The 16,670-nt window shown below is 71.5% G+C and carries 15 protein-coding genes; 9 read left to right on the top strand and 6 right to left on the bottom strand.

Annotated elements, in window-relative coordinates:
• The first annotated feature begins 213 nt into the window (after window positions 1-213).
• The 4 genes from NR792_RS26185 (at window position 214) to NR792_RS26200 (ending at window position 4,664) form a co-directional block, all read left to right on the top strand.
• Window positions 214-744 (top strand): RNA polymerase sigma factor, encoded by a 531-nt coding sequence (locus tag NR792_RS26185; RefSeq protein ID WP_375755417.1) that lies wholly within the window; start codon window positions 214-216, stop codon window positions 742-744.
• Window positions 741-3,743 carry a CHAT domain-containing protein gene (locus NR792_RS26190; RefSeq protein ID WP_375755418.1) on the top strand — a complete coding sequence of 1,001 codons (3,003 nt, stop codon included), beginning with the start codon at window positions 741-743 and terminating at the stop codon, window positions 3,741-3,743. The genes NR792_RS26185 and NR792_RS26190 overlap by 4 nt, the downstream gene beginning before the upstream one ends.
• A gap of 146 nt (window positions 3,744-3,889) precedes the next feature.
• Entirely contained in the window at window positions 3,890-4,048 is a 159-nt protein-coding gene (locus tag NR792_RS26195) for a hypothetical protein (protein ID WP_375755419.1), read from the top strand.
• Between the two features lie 37 nt (window positions 4,049-4,085).
• Window positions 4,086-4,664: a GNAT family N-acetyltransferase gene (locus tag NR792_RS26200; protein ID WP_375755420.1), complete on the top strand. Its 579-nt coding sequence runs from the start codon at window positions 4,086-4,088 to the stop codon at window positions 4,662-4,664.
• On the opposite strand, the gene NR792_RS26205 is transcribed toward NR792_RS26200, so the two are convergent.
• Complete coding sequence (locus tag NR792_RS26205) at window positions 4,598-5,056, bottom strand: response regulator (RefSeq protein ID WP_375755421.1); 459 nt, start codon at window positions 5,054-5,056, stop codon at window positions 4,598-4,600. The two genes, NR792_RS26200 and NR792_RS26205, sit on opposite strands and share 67 nt — an antisense overlap.
• Window positions 5,057-5,267: 211 nt before the next feature.
• Window positions 5,268-6,830, bottom strand: a complete 1,563-nt coding sequence (locus NR792_RS26210) for a RecQ family ATP-dependent DNA helicase (RefSeq protein WP_375755422.1) — start codon at window positions 6,828-6,830, stop codon at window positions 5,268-5,270.
• A gap of 160 nt (window positions 6,831-6,990) precedes the next feature.
• Between NR792_RS26210 and NR792_RS26215 the strand changes: the two genes are divergently transcribed.
• Both NR792_RS26215 and NR792_RS26220 read left to right on the top strand, forming a co-directional pair.
• Window positions 6,991-8,685, top strand: a complete 1,695-nt coding sequence (locus NR792_RS26215) for a R3H domain-containing nucleic acid-binding protein (protein WP_375755423.1) — start codon at window positions 6,991-6,993, stop codon at window positions 8,683-8,685.
• Between the two features lie 317 nt (window positions 8,686-9,002).
• Window positions 9,003-9,812, top strand: coding sequence for a hypothetical protein (locus NR792_RS26220; RefSeq protein WP_375755424.1), 810 nt, complete (start codon window positions 9,003-9,005; stop codon window positions 9,810-9,812).
• 3 nt (window positions 9,813-9,815) lie between these two features.
• Here the strand turns inward: NR792_RS26220 and hflX are convergent, their stop codons facing one another.
• On the bottom strand, window positions 9,816-11,258 hold the full coding sequence (gene hflX, locus NR792_RS26225; RefSeq protein ID WP_375755425.1) for a GTPase HflX: 1,443 nt from the start codon (window positions 11,256-11,258) through the stop codon (window positions 9,816-9,818).
• Window positions 11,259-11,417: 159 nt separating this feature from the next.
• Here hflX and NR792_RS26230 point away from each other — a divergent pair, with 159 nt between their 5' ends.
• The 3 genes from NR792_RS26230 to NR792_RS26240 all read left to right on the top strand — a co-directional run bounded on the left by NR792_RS26230 (window position 11,418) and on the right by NR792_RS26240 (window position 14,009).
• The gene (locus NR792_RS26230; RefSeq protein WP_375755426.1) at window positions 11,418-12,284 is read left to right on the top strand and encodes a TolB family protein; all 867 of its coding nucleotides are present in this window, start codon (window positions 11,418-11,420) and stop codon (window positions 12,282-12,284) included.
• Window positions 12,284-12,928: a M23 family metallopeptidase gene (locus NR792_RS26235; protein ID WP_375755427.1), complete on the top strand. Its 645-nt coding sequence runs from the start codon at window positions 12,284-12,286 to the stop codon at window positions 12,926-12,928. Before NR792_RS26230 ends, NR792_RS26235 begins: the two co-directional genes overlap by 1 nt.
• A 157-nt stretch (window positions 12,929-13,085) precedes the next feature.
• Window positions 13,086-14,009 (top strand): lysostaphin resistance A-like protein, encoded by a 924-nt coding sequence (locus NR792_RS26240; protein WP_375755428.1) that lies wholly within the window; start codon window positions 13,086-13,088, stop codon window positions 14,007-14,009.
• Here the strand turns inward: NR792_RS26240 and NR792_RS26245 are convergent.
• From NR792_RS26245 to NR792_RS26255, 3 genes are read right to left on the bottom strand one after another with little or no spacing between them, the layout of a single operon-like run.
• Window positions 14,003-15,253, bottom strand: a complete 1,251-nt coding sequence (locus NR792_RS26245) for a type II toxin-antitoxin system HipA family toxin (protein WP_375755429.1) — start codon at window positions 15,251-15,253, stop codon at window positions 14,003-14,005. The genes NR792_RS26240 and NR792_RS26245 overlap by 7 nt on opposite strands.
• Window positions 15,240-15,587, bottom strand: coding sequence for a helix-turn-helix domain-containing protein (locus NR792_RS26250; RefSeq protein ID WP_375755430.1), 348 nt, complete (start codon window positions 15,585-15,587; stop codon window positions 15,240-15,242). Before NR792_RS26250 ends, NR792_RS26245 begins: the two co-directional genes overlap by 14 nt.
• 50 nt (window positions 15,588-15,637) lie before the next feature.
• Window positions 15,638-16,603, bottom strand: a complete 966-nt coding sequence (locus NR792_RS26255; RefSeq protein WP_375755431.1) for a hypothetical protein — start codon at window positions 16,601-16,603, stop codon at window positions 15,638-15,640.
• Between the last annotated feature and the right edge of the window lie 67 nt (window positions 16,604-16,670).

The raw sequence follows: 16,670 nt of genomic DNA on the forward strand, positions 1-16,670 counted from the left end.
CGCCCCCGAGTCCTACCAGCCCGGTAGGCCCCGGCGACGACAGGACGCGTCATGGATTCACAAACCCCTGTCTTCACACACAGAGGCTGTCCGCCGACTACATCCCTTCTGTAAGGCTTTAACGCGGTTTTAAATAAATCAGACCTATAACGTTATCTTTTCATCACCGGCACTGGGGGCCGCACGATGAGAGAAGAGCTCGACAGGTCAGACATGGAGTACGCCGACTTCGCGGTCCGTCATCAGTCCATCCTGATGGCGGTCGCCCGGAACATCTGTGGCGGAAATGCCACCGCTTGCGAGGACCTGGTCCAGGACGTCCTGCTGCGGGCCCTGCTGAAGTGGGACAGCCTGCGCTCGTGGGCGGAGCCGGAGCGCCGGGCGTGGCTGGTGCGGGTGCTGCACAACCGCTTCCTCGACACGTGCCGCCGCTCGCGCACGGAGGCCACCACCGTCATCAACCTCGGCAACGTGCACAAGCTCTTCGAGGAGCCGGAGGCGCCGGACCCGGAGCTGTGGGAGTGCGTCACCGAGGCCGAGCTGCTCAAGGCCGTCTCCGCGCTGCCCTTCAACCTGCGGCGGACCTTCGAGCTGCACTCGGAGGGGCTGCGCCACGCGGAGATTGGCCGGCGGCTCGGGGCGCCCGTGGGCACGGTGGGCACGTGGCTCTACCACGCGAGGTTGAAACTGCGTGACCAGCTTCGCGACATGGCCGAGGCCCGTCGGAAGCTGGGGAGCGGATGAACGGCTACTGCACCCACCTCCCCGCCTTCGTGGATGGGGAGCTGCCCCTCGAACTCCACGAGGGCTTCCGCGCGCACCTGGCCTCCTGCGAGGACTGCGGCGTCCGGTTCCATGACCTGTTGCAGGCGGACATCCTCGGACGGCTGGCGATCGCGAAAGCGACGCCGCCCCCAGGGAGCTGCGCGGCCTCCCCAGTCCCGCGGGCCCTCCCCCCACCCGAGCCCGCCGAGGTCCTGGCTCCGCCGCCGCCGCCCCGCCGCTGGCGCCCCCACTGGAACCACCTGGGGGCGCTCGCCCTGGCCCTCGCGGCCGTGGGCACCTGGACGGCGCGCGTGACGGGTGACGCGCCCACGCCCGGGCCGGCGCCCGCGGCCACGCGGTCCCTGGAGGCCCGGTTGACCTCCGCGGCCCTGGATGGACACCGCGACTACGCGCCCCTGCGCGGAGGGACGCCCACGCCCGCGCCCGTGCCGCTGCGGGAGCTGGCCCGGATGGAGGACCAGCAGGACTGGCGGGGCATCGCCTCCGCGTACCTGCTCGCGGGCGACGCCCGGCAGGCGCTGAGCTACCTGGGCAACGCGCCCGCCTCGCCGGACGTGGACTCCGACCGCGCGGTGGCGCTGGCCCATGCCGGGGCCTCCGAGCAGGCGGCGCTCGACGAGGCCCTGGCCGTGCTGGAGGACGTGCTCCGGAAGCAGCCGGACCACCCGCAGGCCCTTTGGAACCTCGCGCTGGTCCTGCGCGACCTGGACCTGCCCCTGCTGGCGGCGGAGGCCTTCGACGCCGTGGCGAAGCAGGGCGAGCCCGGCTGGAGCGCGGAGGCCCGGGACCGGGCGGGCCTCTTGCGTGAGGCGACCCAGGCCCGGAGCCGCGCCTGGAAGCAGGCCTTCGCGGCGACGCAGGACCTGATGGCGGACGCCAACGCGCCGCTTCCGCTGGAGGAGGCCGCGCGGCTGCCTGGCATCGTGCGGCTGGCGTTCTACGACGCGGTCCGCGCGGCGCCCTCGAAGGACGCGGCGCTGCGGCTGCTCCCGCTGGCGGACGCGCTGGACCGGGCGTACGGCGGGGGCACGGTGCTCCACGCGACCGTCCTCCGCGTGGCCGCGCGGGACTTCCAGAAGCGCGGGCCGCTCGCCCGGGACTACGTGCGGTTCGTGCGCGGCGGGGCGCTGTTCCCGCCGGCCTTCCTGGAGGCGCTGCGGCGCTCGGGCGAGGACGACCTGTACGTGGGCGCGCTCGGATACGAGCTCAAGGCAGGGCGGCCCGTGGACGTGGCGGCGTTCGCTCGCGCCGCGGACGGTCTGGGCGACCCGTGGTTCCACCTCATCGCCGAGCGCGAGCGCGCCAACCAGGAGGTGCGCGATGGCCAGTGGTGGAAGGCGGAGACGCGCGTCCTGGAGGCACTTCGGACGTGCGAGGCGGCGCGGCTGGACTACCGCTGCGCCGACCTGCACGGGTGGCTCGCGGAGATGTACGTGGGCGAGCTGCACCGCCCCGCCGAGGCCCATGAGCACGCGCTGCGCGGCTGGGGGCTCGCGAAGCGGTCGGGAGAATGGGACTGGGAGCGGCGCTTCCTCCAGGAGCTGGCGCAGGTGGCGCGCTTCCACCACGTCGCCCCCACCGCGGGCGCGTACTTCCGGGAGTCGCTGGCGCGCGACCCCGACAACCGCACGCAGGTCGGCTACGTGCACCGCAACCTGGCGACCCTGGCGTGGATGGACTTCCGCGTGGAAGAGGCCCGCCAGCACCTGGAGAAATCAATGGAGTCCGGCGTGCCGCTGGGGCTCAACGGCGCGGGCGTGCTCGCGGACCTGGCCCGCTTCGGCCCCATGCCCGGCGCGGCGGAGGCGCTGTCCCGCGCGCTCTCCGGACTGAGACAGGGCCAGCCGCGCCCCGGTGAACGCGCGCTGCTGGACGCCCTCCAGGGTGAGTTCGAGCTGGAGCGCGACCGCGCCGCCGGACGCGCGCTCCTGGAGAGCGCCCTCACGCAGGCGGAGCAGTGGCCCGACGACGTGAACGCCCGCCGCGCCCGGGCCCGCGCCTCCACCGCGCTCAGCTCCGACGCTGGACGCACGGGCGCGTTCAAGGAGGCGCTCACCCTCGTGGGCCGCCAGCTCCAGGTGACGGAGGTGCCGGAGCGCTGCGTGCTCGCGGTGTCCGTGCAGCACGAGCGCACGCTCGCGGTGGCGCGGGGTCCCTCGGGCGCGGTGCTCGGGGACTTCACCCAGGCTCGCGCGGCGCCGCTCGGGCAGGACGCCTCCGGGCTGGTGCCGCCCGCGTTGCGGGACGCGCTGCGCGGATGCGAGCACGTGCAGGTGCTGGCCCCGCCTCCGGTGAATGGCCTGCCCCGGCTGCTGCCTCCGGACTTCGCCTGGAGCTACCGCGTGGGCCACGCGACGCCAGGCCCCCTTCCGCCGGTGGACAGCGGTGCGCACCTGGTCGTCACCAACGTGGACGCGCCCGCGGCGCTGGGCCTTCCGCGCCTGCCGCCGATGTCACATCCCCCGGGGGAGGATGCCCGGCGCGTGATGCTGGAGGGCGCGCGGGCCACGCCGTCGCGCGTGCTGGAGGCGATGCGCACCGCCACCGAGGTGGAGCTCCACACGCATGGCGTGTTCAGCCCGGAGCTGTCGGACGCCTCGCTCCTCATGCTGGCCCCGGAGCGGGATGGCCGCTACGCGCTCACCGCCCGGCAGGTGCGCGCCCACAGGCTCACGGGAGCGCCGCTGGTGTTCCTGGCCGCCTGTGGCGCCGCTCGCACCGCGCCCTTCCCGCACGAGTCCTTCAGCCTGCCCGTGGCCTTCCTCGACGCCGGGGCGCGCGCGGTGCTGGCCGCCACGGTGGACATCCCGGACACGGCGGGCCGCTTCTTCAGCGACGTGCGCGAGCGCATCCACGCGGGCGCCGCTCCCAGCGTGGCCCTGCGCGACGAGCGGCAGGCGTGGCTTCAGGCCTCACCGGGAGACCGCTGGGTGCACGACGTGCTCCTGTTCGAATAGGGACCTTTCAGGTCACCTAAAAGAACCCGACCTGACACGTTTTCAAGAAGAAGCCGCACACGGGACCGGGAGCACGGACCCCGCGGCGGCTTCGTCAGGAGGACACGGTCATGTCGAGATGCCGGATCAGTCCCGTGCTGGTACCCATGCCCAGAAGGCCTCAGCAGGCGCTCCCGGACAAGCCGCTCCCGGGGCCCTCGGAGCTGGCGGCGAAGACGCTCGTGACACCGCTAGTCTCTCGCGACGAGTTCCAGGACGACCTGCCGGACAAGCCTCCGCCGGGTCCGGCAGGCTTCGAACGCTGACGCTCGCGGGCCTGGCGCGGGCCTATGCTCCCGCGCCATGCCGTCGAATCCGTATGTCGTGAGGCCCGTGCGCTCACACGAGGAGCTGGAGCAGGTGCTGGCCCTGCAGCGCCGGAACCTCCCTCCAGCGCTGTCCGCCGAAGAGCAGCACGCGCAGGGCTTCGTCACCGTCCAGCATGACCTGCCCACGCTGGAGCGCATGCACGCGCTCGCCCCCAGCATCGTCGCCCTCCAGGGCTCCGACGTCGTGGCGTACGCGCTGGTGATGCCCCGCGAGTGCCGCCCGCTGGTCCCCGTCCTGGACCCGATGTTCGCGCTCCTCGAAGGGCTCGAACACCGGGGCCGGCCGCTCAGGGACCAGCGCTTCTACGTGATGGGGCAGGTGTGCGTGGACAAGGCCCACCGGGGGAAGGGCCTCTTCGACGCGCTCTACCACCAGCACCGCGAGCAGCTCCGCCCGCGCTTCGACTGCGTCGTCACCGAGGTCTCGGTGAGGAACACCCGCTCCCTGCGCGCGCACGCGAGGGTCGGGTTCGAGACCGTCCACACCTACCGCGACGCCACCGACACCTGGGCCGTGGTGCTCTGGGACTGGGGCGCGGGCACGTCGCGCTGAAGCACGGGGTCCACGCGCGCCGCGGGGGGCGTGGGACGGTTCGCCATCCGCTTGTGGTGCAGGCCGGACAGCTTCAGCGCCAGCTCCGGACCCGTGACGCCCTTGGGGATGTAGCCGTCCGCCCCGGACGCGCGCACCAGCTCGCGCAGCTTCGACTCGTCCATGGACGAGTAGAGGATGAACAGCGTGTCCGGGCCCGCGAACTGGCGCACCACGCCCAGGATGCGGTCGCCGCTCAGCGCCGGGATGTTCACGTCCAGGAGCACGATGTCCGGCTGCTCGGTCCGCAGCAGGTTGGCCACGCCCAGCGCCGCGCGCGTGGTGACGACATCGAAGCCGTACCGGCTGATGGAGCGCTCCACCAGTTCGAGCACCAGTGGGTCATCATCCACCACAAGCGCCTTCAACTTGCCTTCCGCCATCGCGTCTCCGCCTTCCAGGACCTTGAGGGAGAGGTCTGAAGTGCATTACGTCCAGGTATGCTGTGCAATATACGCCATACCTGTATTCGTGCACAATGCCCCAAGACCTTAAGACCCGGGAGCCCTGTACTTCGAGTACGGAAGTCGGGTTTGGAAGTCGCGTGAAGCCGGGGAAGAAGCCTCACGCCGCTGGGGCGGCGGCGACCTCCGAATGTGACTCCCGGTGAAGTGCTGGCGGGCGTGAGCGGGTGGGAGGCCGGGTGTCGAAGCGGCCTTCGGCGCGGGCCCGGCAGTTGTCGCAGCGGGCGCAGTCCTCTTCCAGCGGCTCGTCGAAGTAGGTGCCCAGCACCTTCCAGCGGCACGCGGTGGTGCTCCCGTAGCGCATCATTGCGTCCAGGCGCTCGCTGTCCCCGTCGTGGCGTTCCTCATACGCGCTCAGGTACGCGTCCAGCTCCTCGGGCTTGTCGAACGCGCGCAGCTGCTTCACGCCTCGCGAGCCCTTCTCCAGCACGCCCGCGGCCACCAGCTGCGCCACCAGCACGCGGGTGCGCTTGTCGCCCAGGCCGCTCGCTTCGGACAGCCGCTTGAGGGCCACGGCCTTGCCCTGTGCGCACAGCGTGGTCGCGGCCTGGTAGAGGCGCTGGCTCTCGTCGCGGCGCGGGTACTTGCCGCCCAGGAAGAAGCCCTGGATGCGCCGGTCCTCCAGCCGGTACAGCAGCGCCGCCTTCGCGGGCCTTCCGTCGCGGCCCGCGCGGCCCGCCTCCTGGTAGTAGCTCTCCAGCGAGTCGGGGAAGTGGTAGTGCACCACGAGCCGCAGGTCCGGCTTGTCGATGCCCAGCCCGAAGGCCTTCGTCGCCACCACCACCGGCGTGGTGCCGTCCATGAAGCGGCGCTGGCTCTCCTCGCGCTCGGATGCCTTGAGCTTGCCGTGGTAGCGCTCCGCCTCCAGTCCCTCCGCGCGCAGCCAGCGCCACAGCTCGTCCGCCTTGCGCACGGTGGCCGTGTAGACGATGGCGCTGCCGTCGTTGGCGCGCAGCAGCTCCAGCAGCTTCTGGCGCTTGAGCTCCGGGTTCACCGTGCGGTGGACCTCCAGCGTGAGGTTGTCGCGCTGGATGCCGGTGCACACCACCACCGGGTCCTCCAGGCCCAGCTGCGTGCGGATGTCCTCGCGCACGCGGGGCGTGGCGGTCGCGGTGAGCGCGAGCACCCGGGGCCGGCCGAGCGCGCGGATGGCGTCCCCCAGTGAGAGGTAGGCGGGCCGGAAGTCGTGGCCCCACTGCGAGACGCAGTGCGCTTCGTCCACCACGAAGAGGCTCACGTTGGCGCGCTTCAAGAGCTCCAGCCGCTCCGGGTTCTCCAGCTGCTCCGGGGTGACGTAGATGAACTCGTGCTCGCCCCGGCGGATCTCCTTCTGGAGCGTCTTCAAGTCTCCGGCGCTCAGGGTGGAGTCCAGCTTCGCCGCGTCCAGAGCGTAGCGCTCCGTGAGGTGCTCACGCTGGTCGTGCATCAGCGCGATGAGGGGGCTGACCACCACCGTGGCGCCGGGCACGAAGAGGGCCGGAAGCTGGAAGGTGAGGCTCTTGCCCGCGCCCGTGGGCAGCACGCCCAGCACGTCGCGCCCCGCGAGCACCGCCTCGATGATGTCCCGCTGTCCGGGCCGGAAGTCCTCCACGCCGAAGCGCTCGCGCGCCTCCTGCTCGAGCTGGGGCCAGAGGGGGGAGCGGTCCTGCGTCTCGGTGGGCATGGCCTGAAGGTAGGGATGGCCCCCGGCTGGCTCCTCCCCGTCACGGCCGGTGCGCCTGGCCGCCTGCCGGGCTGGGAAGGAGCGTCCTCGGGGTGATGACTCTCCCGGGAAAGCGCAGGAAAGCCGTGCGCGGGCGGGCTCCGCTTGGCACTTTTGGGGGATGGCTTCGGGAACTCCTTTCGACAATGACTTCGCCCTGCTGGTGGCGGTGCTGCCGCCGTCGCTCCAGGAGGCGGTGCGGAAGCTGCCCCACGCGGAGCTGCTGGAGGTGGTGATGGACCTGGGCCGGCCTCCGGAGGCCCGTCTGGTGCACGGCGTGGCGCGCCTGTCCGAGGCGCCCGTGGACCCGGAGGCACTCCAGGCGGTGCTCGCCCGGGTGGGGGAGCCCGGCGGCGACAACCGCGCGGGCATCGAGCGCACGCTCCACCGCGTGTCCGCCATCCGCAACCGGCAGGGGCGCGTGGTGGGGCTCACGCTGCGCGTGGGGCGCGCCATCCAGGGCACCATCGACATGCTGCGCGACCTGGTGGAGTCCGGGCGCAACCTGCTGCTGCTCGGGCGGCCGGGCGTGGGCAAGACGACGAAGCTGCGCGAGGTGGCGCGCGTGCTCGCGGACGCGCTGGGCAAGCGCGTGATGGTGGTGGACACGTCCAACGAGATTGGCGGCGACGGGGACATCCCGCACCCGGGCATCGGCGGCGCGCGGCGCATGCAGGTGAGCCGGCCGGACCGCCAGCACGACGTGATGATTGAAGCGGTGGAGAACCACATGCCCGAGGCCATCGTGGTGGATGAGATTGGCACCGCCGCGGAGGCCGCCGCCGCGCGCACCATCGCGGAGCGCGGCGTGCAGCTGGTGGCGACAGCGCACGGCAACACGCTGGAGAACCTGGTGCTGAACCCCACGCTGTCGGACCTGGTGGGCGGCGTGCAGACCGTCACGCTGAGCGACGACGAGGCGCGGCGCCGGGGCACGCAGAAGACCGTCACCGAGCGCAAGGGCACGCCCACCTTCGACATCGTGGTGGAGATGGTGAGCCGCGACGAGGTGCGCGTGCACCGCGACACGGGCGGCGCGGTGGACCGGCTGCTCACGGGCGCGGACGTGGGCGGTGAGAAGCGCAGGCAGCAGGACGGCGCCGTGCACGTGGAGGCCGCGCCGGAGGTGGTGGAGGCCACGCCGCCGGGTGGACGCGTGCCCAAGGGGACGCCCGCGCTGGGTGCACCCCGGCCCGGGCCCACGCGCATCGCCGCGCACGCGGTGAGCCGCGAGCTGCTGGAGCGCGTGCTGCGCGACCTGCCGGTGGAGGCCGTGGTGGTGGGCCGTCCGGAGAACGCGGACCTGGTGCTCACGCTGCGAAGCCGCGCGAACTCGCCCCGGCTGCGCCGCGCGGCCGAGCGCGTGGGGGCGCGGGTGCTGGCCATCAAGCGCAACAGCTCCACGGAGATCCGCCGCGCGCTGCGCACGGAGTTCCACCTGCTGGAGGGTGTGGATCCGGCGGACGTGCACGCCGCGGTGGCGGACGCGGAGGAGGCCATCCAGCGCGTGCTCGCGGAGGGCATCAGCCTCCCGCTCTCGCCCCGCCCGTCGCGCCTGCGCAAGGTGCAGCACACCCTGGTCGTGAAGAACCACCTGGAGGCCGTGAGCGTGGGCAGCGAGCCCGTGCGACACCTGGTCATCTACCCACTGGGCACCGTCCTGACGGAAGCGTCCGACGCCGCGCCGGCGGACGTAGATGCGTCGGAGCCGGACGACGACCTGGAGGACGACGACGCCGTGTCCGCGGACGAGGGGTCGGCGGAGGACGAAGGCGCGGGCCTGGACGCTTCGCTCGCGGACGAAGGCGCCTCGTAGGCCTTCGGGCCGGAGCGCCGGGGAGCCCCTGCCAGCGGCGTACCGCCTGAACCTGTCCGACTGTCGGACAGGTTTGGACCGGGTCGGGCGGGCGGTGCACCGCGCGAACTGGTCCGACTGTCGGACAGGTTTGGACCGGGCCGCCCGGACAGGGCCGCCCCTGGGTGCGCAGCGCCCTGCACACGCTGGCGGTGTCACGGACGCCCCTTTCCCTGGGGATTCGCGGGGTTGAGGGGGGCATGACGGTTGCTGATGGGTCGGGGTACGGTTCCTCGCGATGGCGCGGGGGATCCGCACCGTCTTCCTTGGAGCCCTTCATGCGTCGCATCGCCTGCCTTGCCGCCGCCGCCCTCGCCACCACCGCCTGTGGAGACAACGTGCCCACGCAGGAGGAGATCGACGACGCGAAGGCCCGCGTGGAGCGTGTGGCGGCCTCCACGCACCTGGTGCGCGGCGCGCTGGAGATGCTGGGCCTGATGCCCGTGTATTCGTGCGGTGAGCCCCGGCGCTCGTTCCTGAACCACGCCGTGGAGGGCCTGTCCTCCAGGGTGGCCTGCGCGACGGCCACCGTGCAGGCCGTGGACGACGTCACCGACTCGGTCGTCGTGACCTTCCCGGCCGCCGGCTGTGACGTGCACGGCCTGCGCCTCACGGGGCGCGCGGTGCTGGAGTACCGCGGCGGCGAGGACCTGATGGAGATGAGCGCCGACCTGCGCGAGATGGCCGTGGACGGCCAGACGCTCCAGGCGAAGGTGGGCTATGGCACGTGCGCGGACGAGACGCGCCTGTTCGCGGACGTGGAGGGCCAGGTGCCGGGCCGCCAGGGCCACAGCTTCCACATCAACAGCCGCGTGGGGAAGCGCGAGGGGCTGCCCATCATCGGCGGCACCAGCCTGGTGTTCGACGGTCCGGGGGAGCTGACCGGCCCGTCCGGCACGGACCGCATCACGTTCACGTCGCTCCTGTACGAGGTGGGCAACTACCTTCCCAAGGAGGGCACCGCCCTCGTGGAGACCGCGGACGGGCACCGCCTGAACTTCGCGTTCCAGCCCGTGCTGTGGCGCGTGGGCAAGGTGGAGGTCACCGTGGACGACAAGGACCCGGTGACCGTGCCCGTCGTGCGCTGACGCCTACTCCTGCAGGGAACGGGTGAGCCGGGCGATGGCGCCCGGCAGGCCCCTGACGCGCAGCCGGCTGCCCGTCTCGTCGTAGGCCTGCGCCACCACGGTGGTGTGCTCGTACACCTCGCCGATGCGGGCCTGCCGCGCGTACGGAATCACCAGGTCCGCCTCCACCATGGAGGCCTCGAAGAAGGCGATGACCTCCCGGCGCAGCATGGCCACGTCATCCGGCCGGTGCGCGGAGAGCTGGAGCGCGTCGGGGTGCGCGGCCTTCAGCGCCTCCTGCGCCGCCGCGTCCAGGCGGTCCACCTTGTTGAAGACCAGCTTGCTGGGGACCACGTCCGCGCCAATCTCGCGGAGCACCGTGCGGGTGACCTCCAGCTGCGCGGCCCAGGTGGGGTCGGACGCGTCCACCACGTAGAGCAGCAGCGACGCCTCCAGCGCCTCGTCCAGCGTGGAGCGGAACGACGCCACCAGGTCGTGCGGCAGCTTCTGGATGAAGCCCACCGTGTCGGAGACGAGGATGCGCGGCCGGGTCTCCGGCTGCATCGCGCGCACCGTCGTGTCCAGCGTGGCGAAGAGCTGATCCGCCACCAGCACCGCGCTGCCCGTCAGCGCCCGCATCAGCGACGACTTGCCCGCGTTCGTGTAGCCCACCAGCGCCACGCGCAGCTGATCTCTTCGTGCGTACCGGCGCTGGTCCTGGTCCTTCTGGATGGCCGCCAGGCCCTCGCGCAGCTCCGCCAGGCGGTCGCGGATCTTCCGGCGGTCCAGCTCCACCGCGGAGTCACCCGAGCCCCGGCCCTGCTGGCGCTCGCGGCCTCCCGAGGATTCACGCAGGCGCGGGGCCAGGTAGTTGAGCCGGGCGATCTCCACCTGCATGCGCGCCTCGTGGCTCTTCGCGTGCCGGTGGAAGATGTCCACGATGACGCCCGCGCGGTCCAGCACCTGCGCGCCAGTGGCCCGCTCCAGGTTGCGCAGCTGGCTGGGGGACAGCTCGTGGTCCACGACCACCACCGTGGGCTTCGGGCCCGGCTCCATGGCCGGGGCGTCCAGGTCCAGGTCCGTTGCGTCGTCGTCGTCCTCGTCGGGAAGCCCGTCCCCGTCCAGGTCCGCGCCCGCGTCGACGGGGGCGCCGCTGGCTTCGGGATCCGCGTCGGCCTCGGCCTCCCACTTCTCACGCGCCTTCGACGCCTTGCCCTGCGCGCCGGACGGGATGACGCCGGAGCCGCCGGTCAGCGCCGCCAGCTCCTTGAGCTTTCCGGAGCCGAGCACCGTGCCGGTGGCCAGCCGCTGCCGGCGCTGGGACACGGTCGCCACCGCGTCGAAGCCCAGCGTGTGCACCAGCCGCTTCAGCTCCGCGAGGTCCGCGGCATGCGCCTCGTCCGTGACACCGGGAAGCTGGACACCGACGAGGACCGCGCGCGGCCGCTCGGGAAGGGTTTTCGCCATGCAGGGCTCGTAACACGTCGGGCCCGGCCGCGCCCTTGCATCACCCGTGCAAATTTCCAGTTATTCTTGAATAACCAGTTTAAAAGCAACTCAATCCCAGACATTGAGAGAACCTTGTCACCGCGCTCCCGTCGCGGCTTCTCCATTCCCAGGAGTGAAATGAAAAACCAATTTGTCGCACTCACCGTGATGACGCTGCTGGGCAGCCCCGCCTTCGCGGAGGGACCTCCGAACCCGGCGGACCTGCGCCGTGTGACGAAGGCGCGCGAGAGCCTGGTCCCCGCCGTGGAGAAGGCCTTCGGGCCCAAGGCGCGCTACGTCCAGCTCTTCGGCCAGGGCCGGGAGATGCTGGCGGGCGTCGTCGCGGAGATCCCCGTGGAGCCGCTGGGCACGGATGACCTGCCGCTGCTGGCCATCGTCCGGTACGCCGAGGACACCGGCGCGGTCCGCGTGGTGGCCCCCGAGTTCAAGTACCGCGAGGCGCGCATCGTGGGACAGGACGTCGCGCTGCTGGACGGCCAGGGCACCCTGCGCCTGCGCGACGCGAACGGCCAGGAGCGGCTGCTCGCCGAGCAGGTGGGCGGCGACCTGTTCCCCACGGCGAAGGGGGACGCGCTGGTGGCCACGCTGAAGACGGGCGTCCCGGGCCCGCATGAGACGGCGGTGGGCATCATCGACCTGAAGGGACACGTGAAGGTGCTGGCGGACGGCCCGGGCGTGGACGCGACGCCGAGCATCTCCCCGGACGGCAGGACGGTGGTGTTCGTGTCCGGCCGGACGAGCGTGGCGTCGTTCTTCGTCACGACGGTGGAGGGCGCGGAGGCCAGGCAGCTCACCAACGTGGGCCTGGAGAACTGGATGCTGTTCGGCGGCCCGCCGAAGGAGTTCGTGCCCCCGCCCGTCTCCAGCCACCACATGGAATGGTTGAGCGAGGACGTGCTCCGCTACAACGCGGGCGGCGGCGCGTTCTGGAAGCTCAACGTGCGCACCGGCCATGCGGAAGCGGACGTGGGAGGTGCGAAGTGATGCGCTCGACCCTTCAGCGGCTCACGGTGGCGTTCGCGCTGCTCCTGCTTCCGGCGGTCTCCACCGCGCAGACGATGTTCCGCTTCCCCGCGTCGCAGCTCGCGGACCAGTGCGGCAACGGCGGCTGCACGGTGAGCGCGTACAAGGACTACGGCGGCCGGGACTACGCCTGCGGCGGCGTGCGCTACAGCGGACACACGGGCACGGACTACGCGCTGGTGGGCGGGTTCTCCAAGATGGACTACGGCGTCTGGGCGATGAACGCCGCCCGGGGCTACGTCGAGGCGTCGGTGGATGGGTACTACGACCGGTGCAACTACTGGAACCAGGCCAATCCCTATGCCGCGTGCGGCCTCTACACGGCGAACTACATCATCATGCGGCACCCGGACAACACGCAGACCTGGTACTGGCACCTGAAGGCATACACGCAGCAGTTCGCGCGGGGCACCCAGCTGGCCTGCGGCAACTGGATTGCGCGCGTGGGCTCGTCCGGCGCGTCCACGGGCCCGCACCTGCACTTCGAGTACTGGGTCCCGGGCTACGGCACGGATGACCCGTACGCGGGCTCCTGCGGCACGCCCTACACGCGGTGGACCGCGCAGGGCGCGTACCGGGGGCTTCCCGGCATCACCTGCCAGTAGGCCTTGGGGCCTGACGGGACGGGAGGGGCATGGAAGAAGCCCTCCCGTCCTGAACCGGGCGTCGCGCGGAGGAAAACCCGTGAGCGGCGGGGCGAAGCCGTTAGCGTGTCCGGGAACCCCACGGGTCCCTGCCCCGTGGCGCCGGAAGGAAGTGCCCGTGGTGCTTCGTGGTGATGTCGCCGTCCTGCTGGAGAAGGCCCCGTCGAAGCGCCAGGCGCTGGCGGAAGCGGCGTTCGTGTTCTTCGCGGTGCTGGGGCCGTCGTCGGTGGCCCGGCTGGGCAAAGGCGCCGCCGTCGCGGTGGAGCTGGCGCTGCTGGCGTGGGGGCTGATGCTGCTGCGTCCGTGGGAGTCCTCGCGGCGCGGGACGTGGTGGGGCGTGCTGGGCCTGGTGGTGGCGCTGGGCGGCGCGGGCGCGGGCGCGTGGGTGGCGGCGGACGCGGCGGAGGCGGAGAGGGGCTTCTCGCTGTCCATGGGGCCGCTGGTGGTCCGGGCGCTGGGCATGTGCCTGCTGGTGGCGGTGCTCCTGTGGCGCGACGGTCAGGGGCCCGCGCAGGTGGGGCTGGTGCGCGAGGGCTGGGCGCGAGAGCTGCTATTGGGAGGGGCGGTGCTGGTGGGCACGTACGTGGTGCACCTGGCGGCGTCGGTGCCGCTGGCGGCGGTCGCGGTGGCGCTGAAGCTGGCGGGCCAGGAGCTGGAGGCGCGCAAGGGCGTGGCGGCGGCGCTGCTGGGCACGGGGCTGGGCGTGCCGGCGTTCGCGGCCATCATGGTGGTGGTGACGGGCTTCGAGGAGTTCGTCTTCCGAGGCTTCCTGGTGCCCCGCCTGCGGGTGGTGCTGGGCGGCTGGGTGCCGGCCATCCTGGGGGCCGCGGTGCTCTTCTCCGTGGGGCACTTCTACGAGGGCACGCTGGCCGTCTTCCAGACGTTCGTGCTGGGCGCCTGGTTCGGCTTCGTCCTCTGGTACCGGGGACGGCTGCTGCCGCTCATTGTTGCCCACGCGGCCTTCAACACCATCAGCTTCGCGCTGATGCTCTGGCTGTCGCGCTCCGGCCTGCTGGAGAAGCTGCCGCCCCTGACTCAATAGGTGTACTCGAAGCCCTCGTAGTCGAAGGCCCGCTCGATGGCCTTGAGGTCGGCTTCAGTGCCGCCACTGCCGCGGACGACATCGCGCCAACGGGCCGACACGCGGGCCTTCAGCTCGTCGATGAGCCGGGTGGCTTCATCCCTGGACAAGCGGAAGCGCGCGCATTCGCTCAAGAGGTTGCGTCGATTGGCGCGGCGATGCTGGGCGCTTCCCACCTCCATCGCCAGGTCGCGTTCCGTGCTGGCCTGTGGCGCCGGGGTCAGGTCATAGGCGGGGGACAGGCTCCAGTGGGCATCGGGCGCGATGAGCGCATGGTTCCGGGGATGGTCGTCGATGTTCGAGATGAGCGCGTTGAACACCATCCGCGAGAACAGCTCGCGCAGGTCCTCGTCCGGGTCGCGAACCCAGCGTTTCAGTTCATCCGCCAGCAGGAGGTATGACCAGCCGCTGCGCTCCCTCGGCCCTGCTCGCGGATCCTCGTCCGCGCGGAGCACCGTCAGCGCGCTGACCATCCGGTGGCGCAGGTAGTTCGGGCCGGTCCGTTCCCGGTCGAACCGGCGGACCAGGAGCACGTCCTGTCCCGCGACCCGGATGAGCTTCCCGGAGGCAGCGCGAAGCCCACACTCCCGCGCGAGCTCCAGCATGCCGAGCTCGACCACGGCGTTGTTCCACCGGTCGCTCCGCGAAGGGAACTTGGCGACCCACAAGCCGTCATCGTCCTCGACGACGTTCTTGGGACGCGCGCCGCCCATGGAGCTGCCGGGTTGCACCAGTGCGCTGACCTGAGGCGATGGCGGCAGTCCCTGCTCGACGCGGTTCGCCTCCTCGAGCAACTGCTGGAGCTGGAGCACCTTGTTGAACAGATGAACGGGAGCGGGCGGAGTAGTGCTCTCCCCGAAAGACAGTGCGCCCGCGCGGTCCTCTGGCGAGTTGAGCAGGAAGCCCACCTCGGTCAGGTCTCCACGTCCCAGCTGCCGTTCAATGACCCTGCGTCCCCAGGCATCCGGAGAAGCGTCCCGCAGCGGGCCGAAGATGCCCCCCAGCCGCGCCGTCGTGAAGACGCCCTCCCGCAGCGGGAGCTCGAAGGGATCCAGCGCGACGGCGCGGGGGTTGGCCAGGTAGCTCCTGCCGTAGACGAATTGCCCCACGCCCTCCTGCTGCACGTAGCGGCCACAGGTGACGACGTCGAGTGAGGCCGGGAGCTGGAGGTACACGTAGCAGCCGGTCGGATCAGAAGTCGCCATCGAGCCCCCCCTTCGACTTGAGGGTCACCCGCGCGGGCTGGTGCGCCGCCTCCAGTGTCTTGCCCTCTTCGTCCCGCTCCGGTGAGGCCAGGTTGTCGAACTCGCGCTCGAGCCCCAGGGCCCAGAGGACGGTGAAGTAGGCGCTGAGTGCCGTGGTTGGGCTGCCTTCCTCGATTCGCCGGAGCGTGCCGAGTGCCAGCCCCGTCTTCTTCGCGAGATCCGCCTGCCGGAGCCCACGCCGGATCCGGGCGCGCTCGATGTTCCGCCCCAGGGTGGTGATGGCCCGGGCCACGGCGAACGGCGTCGTGTCGTAGGTCAGATTCTGGCGTGGCATGCTCAATAGATTGACTCTTGGAGGCTCCAAGAATCAATCTATTGGTCTTTTCAGGCCAGCGCTCCGGGCATCAGCTCGGATGCCAGCTCCCTTACGAGCTTCCGGGCCATGTCCGCGGAGGGCAGCCCGGAGTGGCGGGCCACTTCGTCTGGCAGGCGGCTGGCCGCCGCGTCCTGCTCCAGCTGGCGCCAGGCTTCGCGGCGGGCTGAGTCCACGCGCTCGCGGGCCTCTGGTGACAGCCGCTCCATGGCCCACGCGTCGATGGCCCAGGACAGCTCCGCGTGCATCAGCTCGTCCGGAGCGATGGCGCCCAGGGACTCGCGCACCTGTGCGTCCTCCGCGCTCCTGGCCTGCCAGCCGGCGAGCAGCGCTCCGAAGGTCTCTCGCACGCAGCCCTCCACCGCGTTCTCGATGGCGAGCGCTTCCAACGAACGGTGCTGGAACGGTGCCACCGTCAGCTCCGGCATCGGGGCGCCATGACGCCGGGCCAGGGACTCCATCGCGCTCGCGTGGCGCACTTCGTCCTTCGCGGAGCGCCTCGCGGCCCGCACCAGGTGCTCCGGCGCGCCGTGCGCGGACAGCTCGTCCGCGAGCCTTTCGAAGGCCGGCACGGACGCGGCCTCCAGGTGCGCCATCTTCGCGAAGAGCGCTCCCAGCGTGGGCGTCCCCGGGGCCACCGCGCCGTCGGTGCACAGCCCTTCCGGCCTCCGGCCCTCACAGGCGAACTGAGCGTTGCATTCCACCAACTCGATCAACTTGCCGTCTTCCCCCACCTCGGAACCCGGGATGCGAGCGCAGGGCACGGTGGCCCCGAGCGCCTCGCACAACTCGACGCAGGACGTGTCCTGCGTGGGCACCCGTCCGTCACTCAACGTGGAGGGAACATGAAAGGTCTGCTGCTCCCAGTTCTCATCCGAATCACACCCCCACGTCGAGGAACAGCCCACCCCCAGGGTGGCGACGGGCGCGAGCAACCACAGACGCTTGAACACGGGGCGCAGCGTGCGACGGGACATACGGATGCTCCTGCTTCCATCACGAACCCGCCGGCCCTCGGGCAACCGCAGCCTACACGAATTCTTG

The sequence above is a fragment of the Corallococcus exercitus genome, assembly GCF_042231735.1.
GTDB classification, from domain to species: Bacteria; Myxococcota; Myxococcia; order Myxococcales; family Myxococcaceae; genus Corallococcus; species Corallococcus exercitus_B.

Bases quoted from the DNA above. Each gene is read 5' to 3' on its own strand.
- NR792_RS26185 (WP_375755417.1), top strand. From the start codon at position 214: ATGGAGTACGCCGACTTCGCGGTCCGTCATCAGTCCATCCTGATGGCG.
- NR792_RS26190 (WP_375755418.1), top strand. From the start codon at position 741: ATGAACGGCTACTGCACCCACCTCCCCGCCTTCGTGGATGGGGAGCTG.
- NR792_RS26195 (WP_375755419.1), top strand. From the start codon at position 3,890: ATGCCCAGAAGGCCTCAGCAGGCGCTCCCGGACAAGCCGCTCCCGGGG.
- NR792_RS26200 (WP_375755420.1), top strand. From the start codon at position 4,086: ATGCCGTCGAATCCGTATGTCGTGAGGCCCGTGCGCTCACACGAGGAG.
- NR792_RS26210 (WP_375755422.1), bottom strand. From the start codon at position 6,830: ATGCCCACCGAGACGCAGGACCGCTCCCCCCTCTGGCCCCAGCTCGAG.
- NR792_RS26215 (WP_375755423.1), top strand. From the start codon at position 6,991: ATGGCTTCGGGAACTCCTTTCGACAATGACTTCGCCCTGCTGGTGGCG.
- NR792_RS26220 (WP_375755424.1), top strand. From the start codon at position 9,003: ATGCGTCGCATCGCCTGCCTTGCCGCCGCCGCCCTCGCCACCACCGCC.
- hflX (WP_375755425.1), bottom strand. From the start codon at position 11,258: ATGGCGAAAACCCTTCCCGAGCGGCCGCGCGCGGTCCTCGTCGGTGTC.
- NR792_RS26230 (WP_375755426.1), top strand. From the start codon at position 11,418: ATGAAAAACCAATTTGTCGCACTCACCGTGATGACGCTGCTGGGCAGC.
- NR792_RS26235 (WP_375755427.1), top strand. From the start codon at position 12,284: ATGCGCTCGACCCTTCAGCGGCTCACGGTGGCGTTCGCGCTGCTCCTG.
- NR792_RS26245 (WP_375755429.1), bottom strand. From the start codon at position 15,253: ATGGCGACTTCTGATCCGACCGGCTGCTACGTGTACCTCCAGCTCCCG.
- NR792_RS26250 (WP_375755430.1), bottom strand. From the start codon at position 15,587: ATGCCACGCCAGAATCTGACCTACGACACGACGCCGTTCGCCGTGGCC.
- NR792_RS26255 (WP_375755431.1), bottom strand. From the start codon at position 16,603: ATGTCCCGTCGCACGCTGCGCCCCGTGTTCAAGCGTCTGTGGTTGCTC.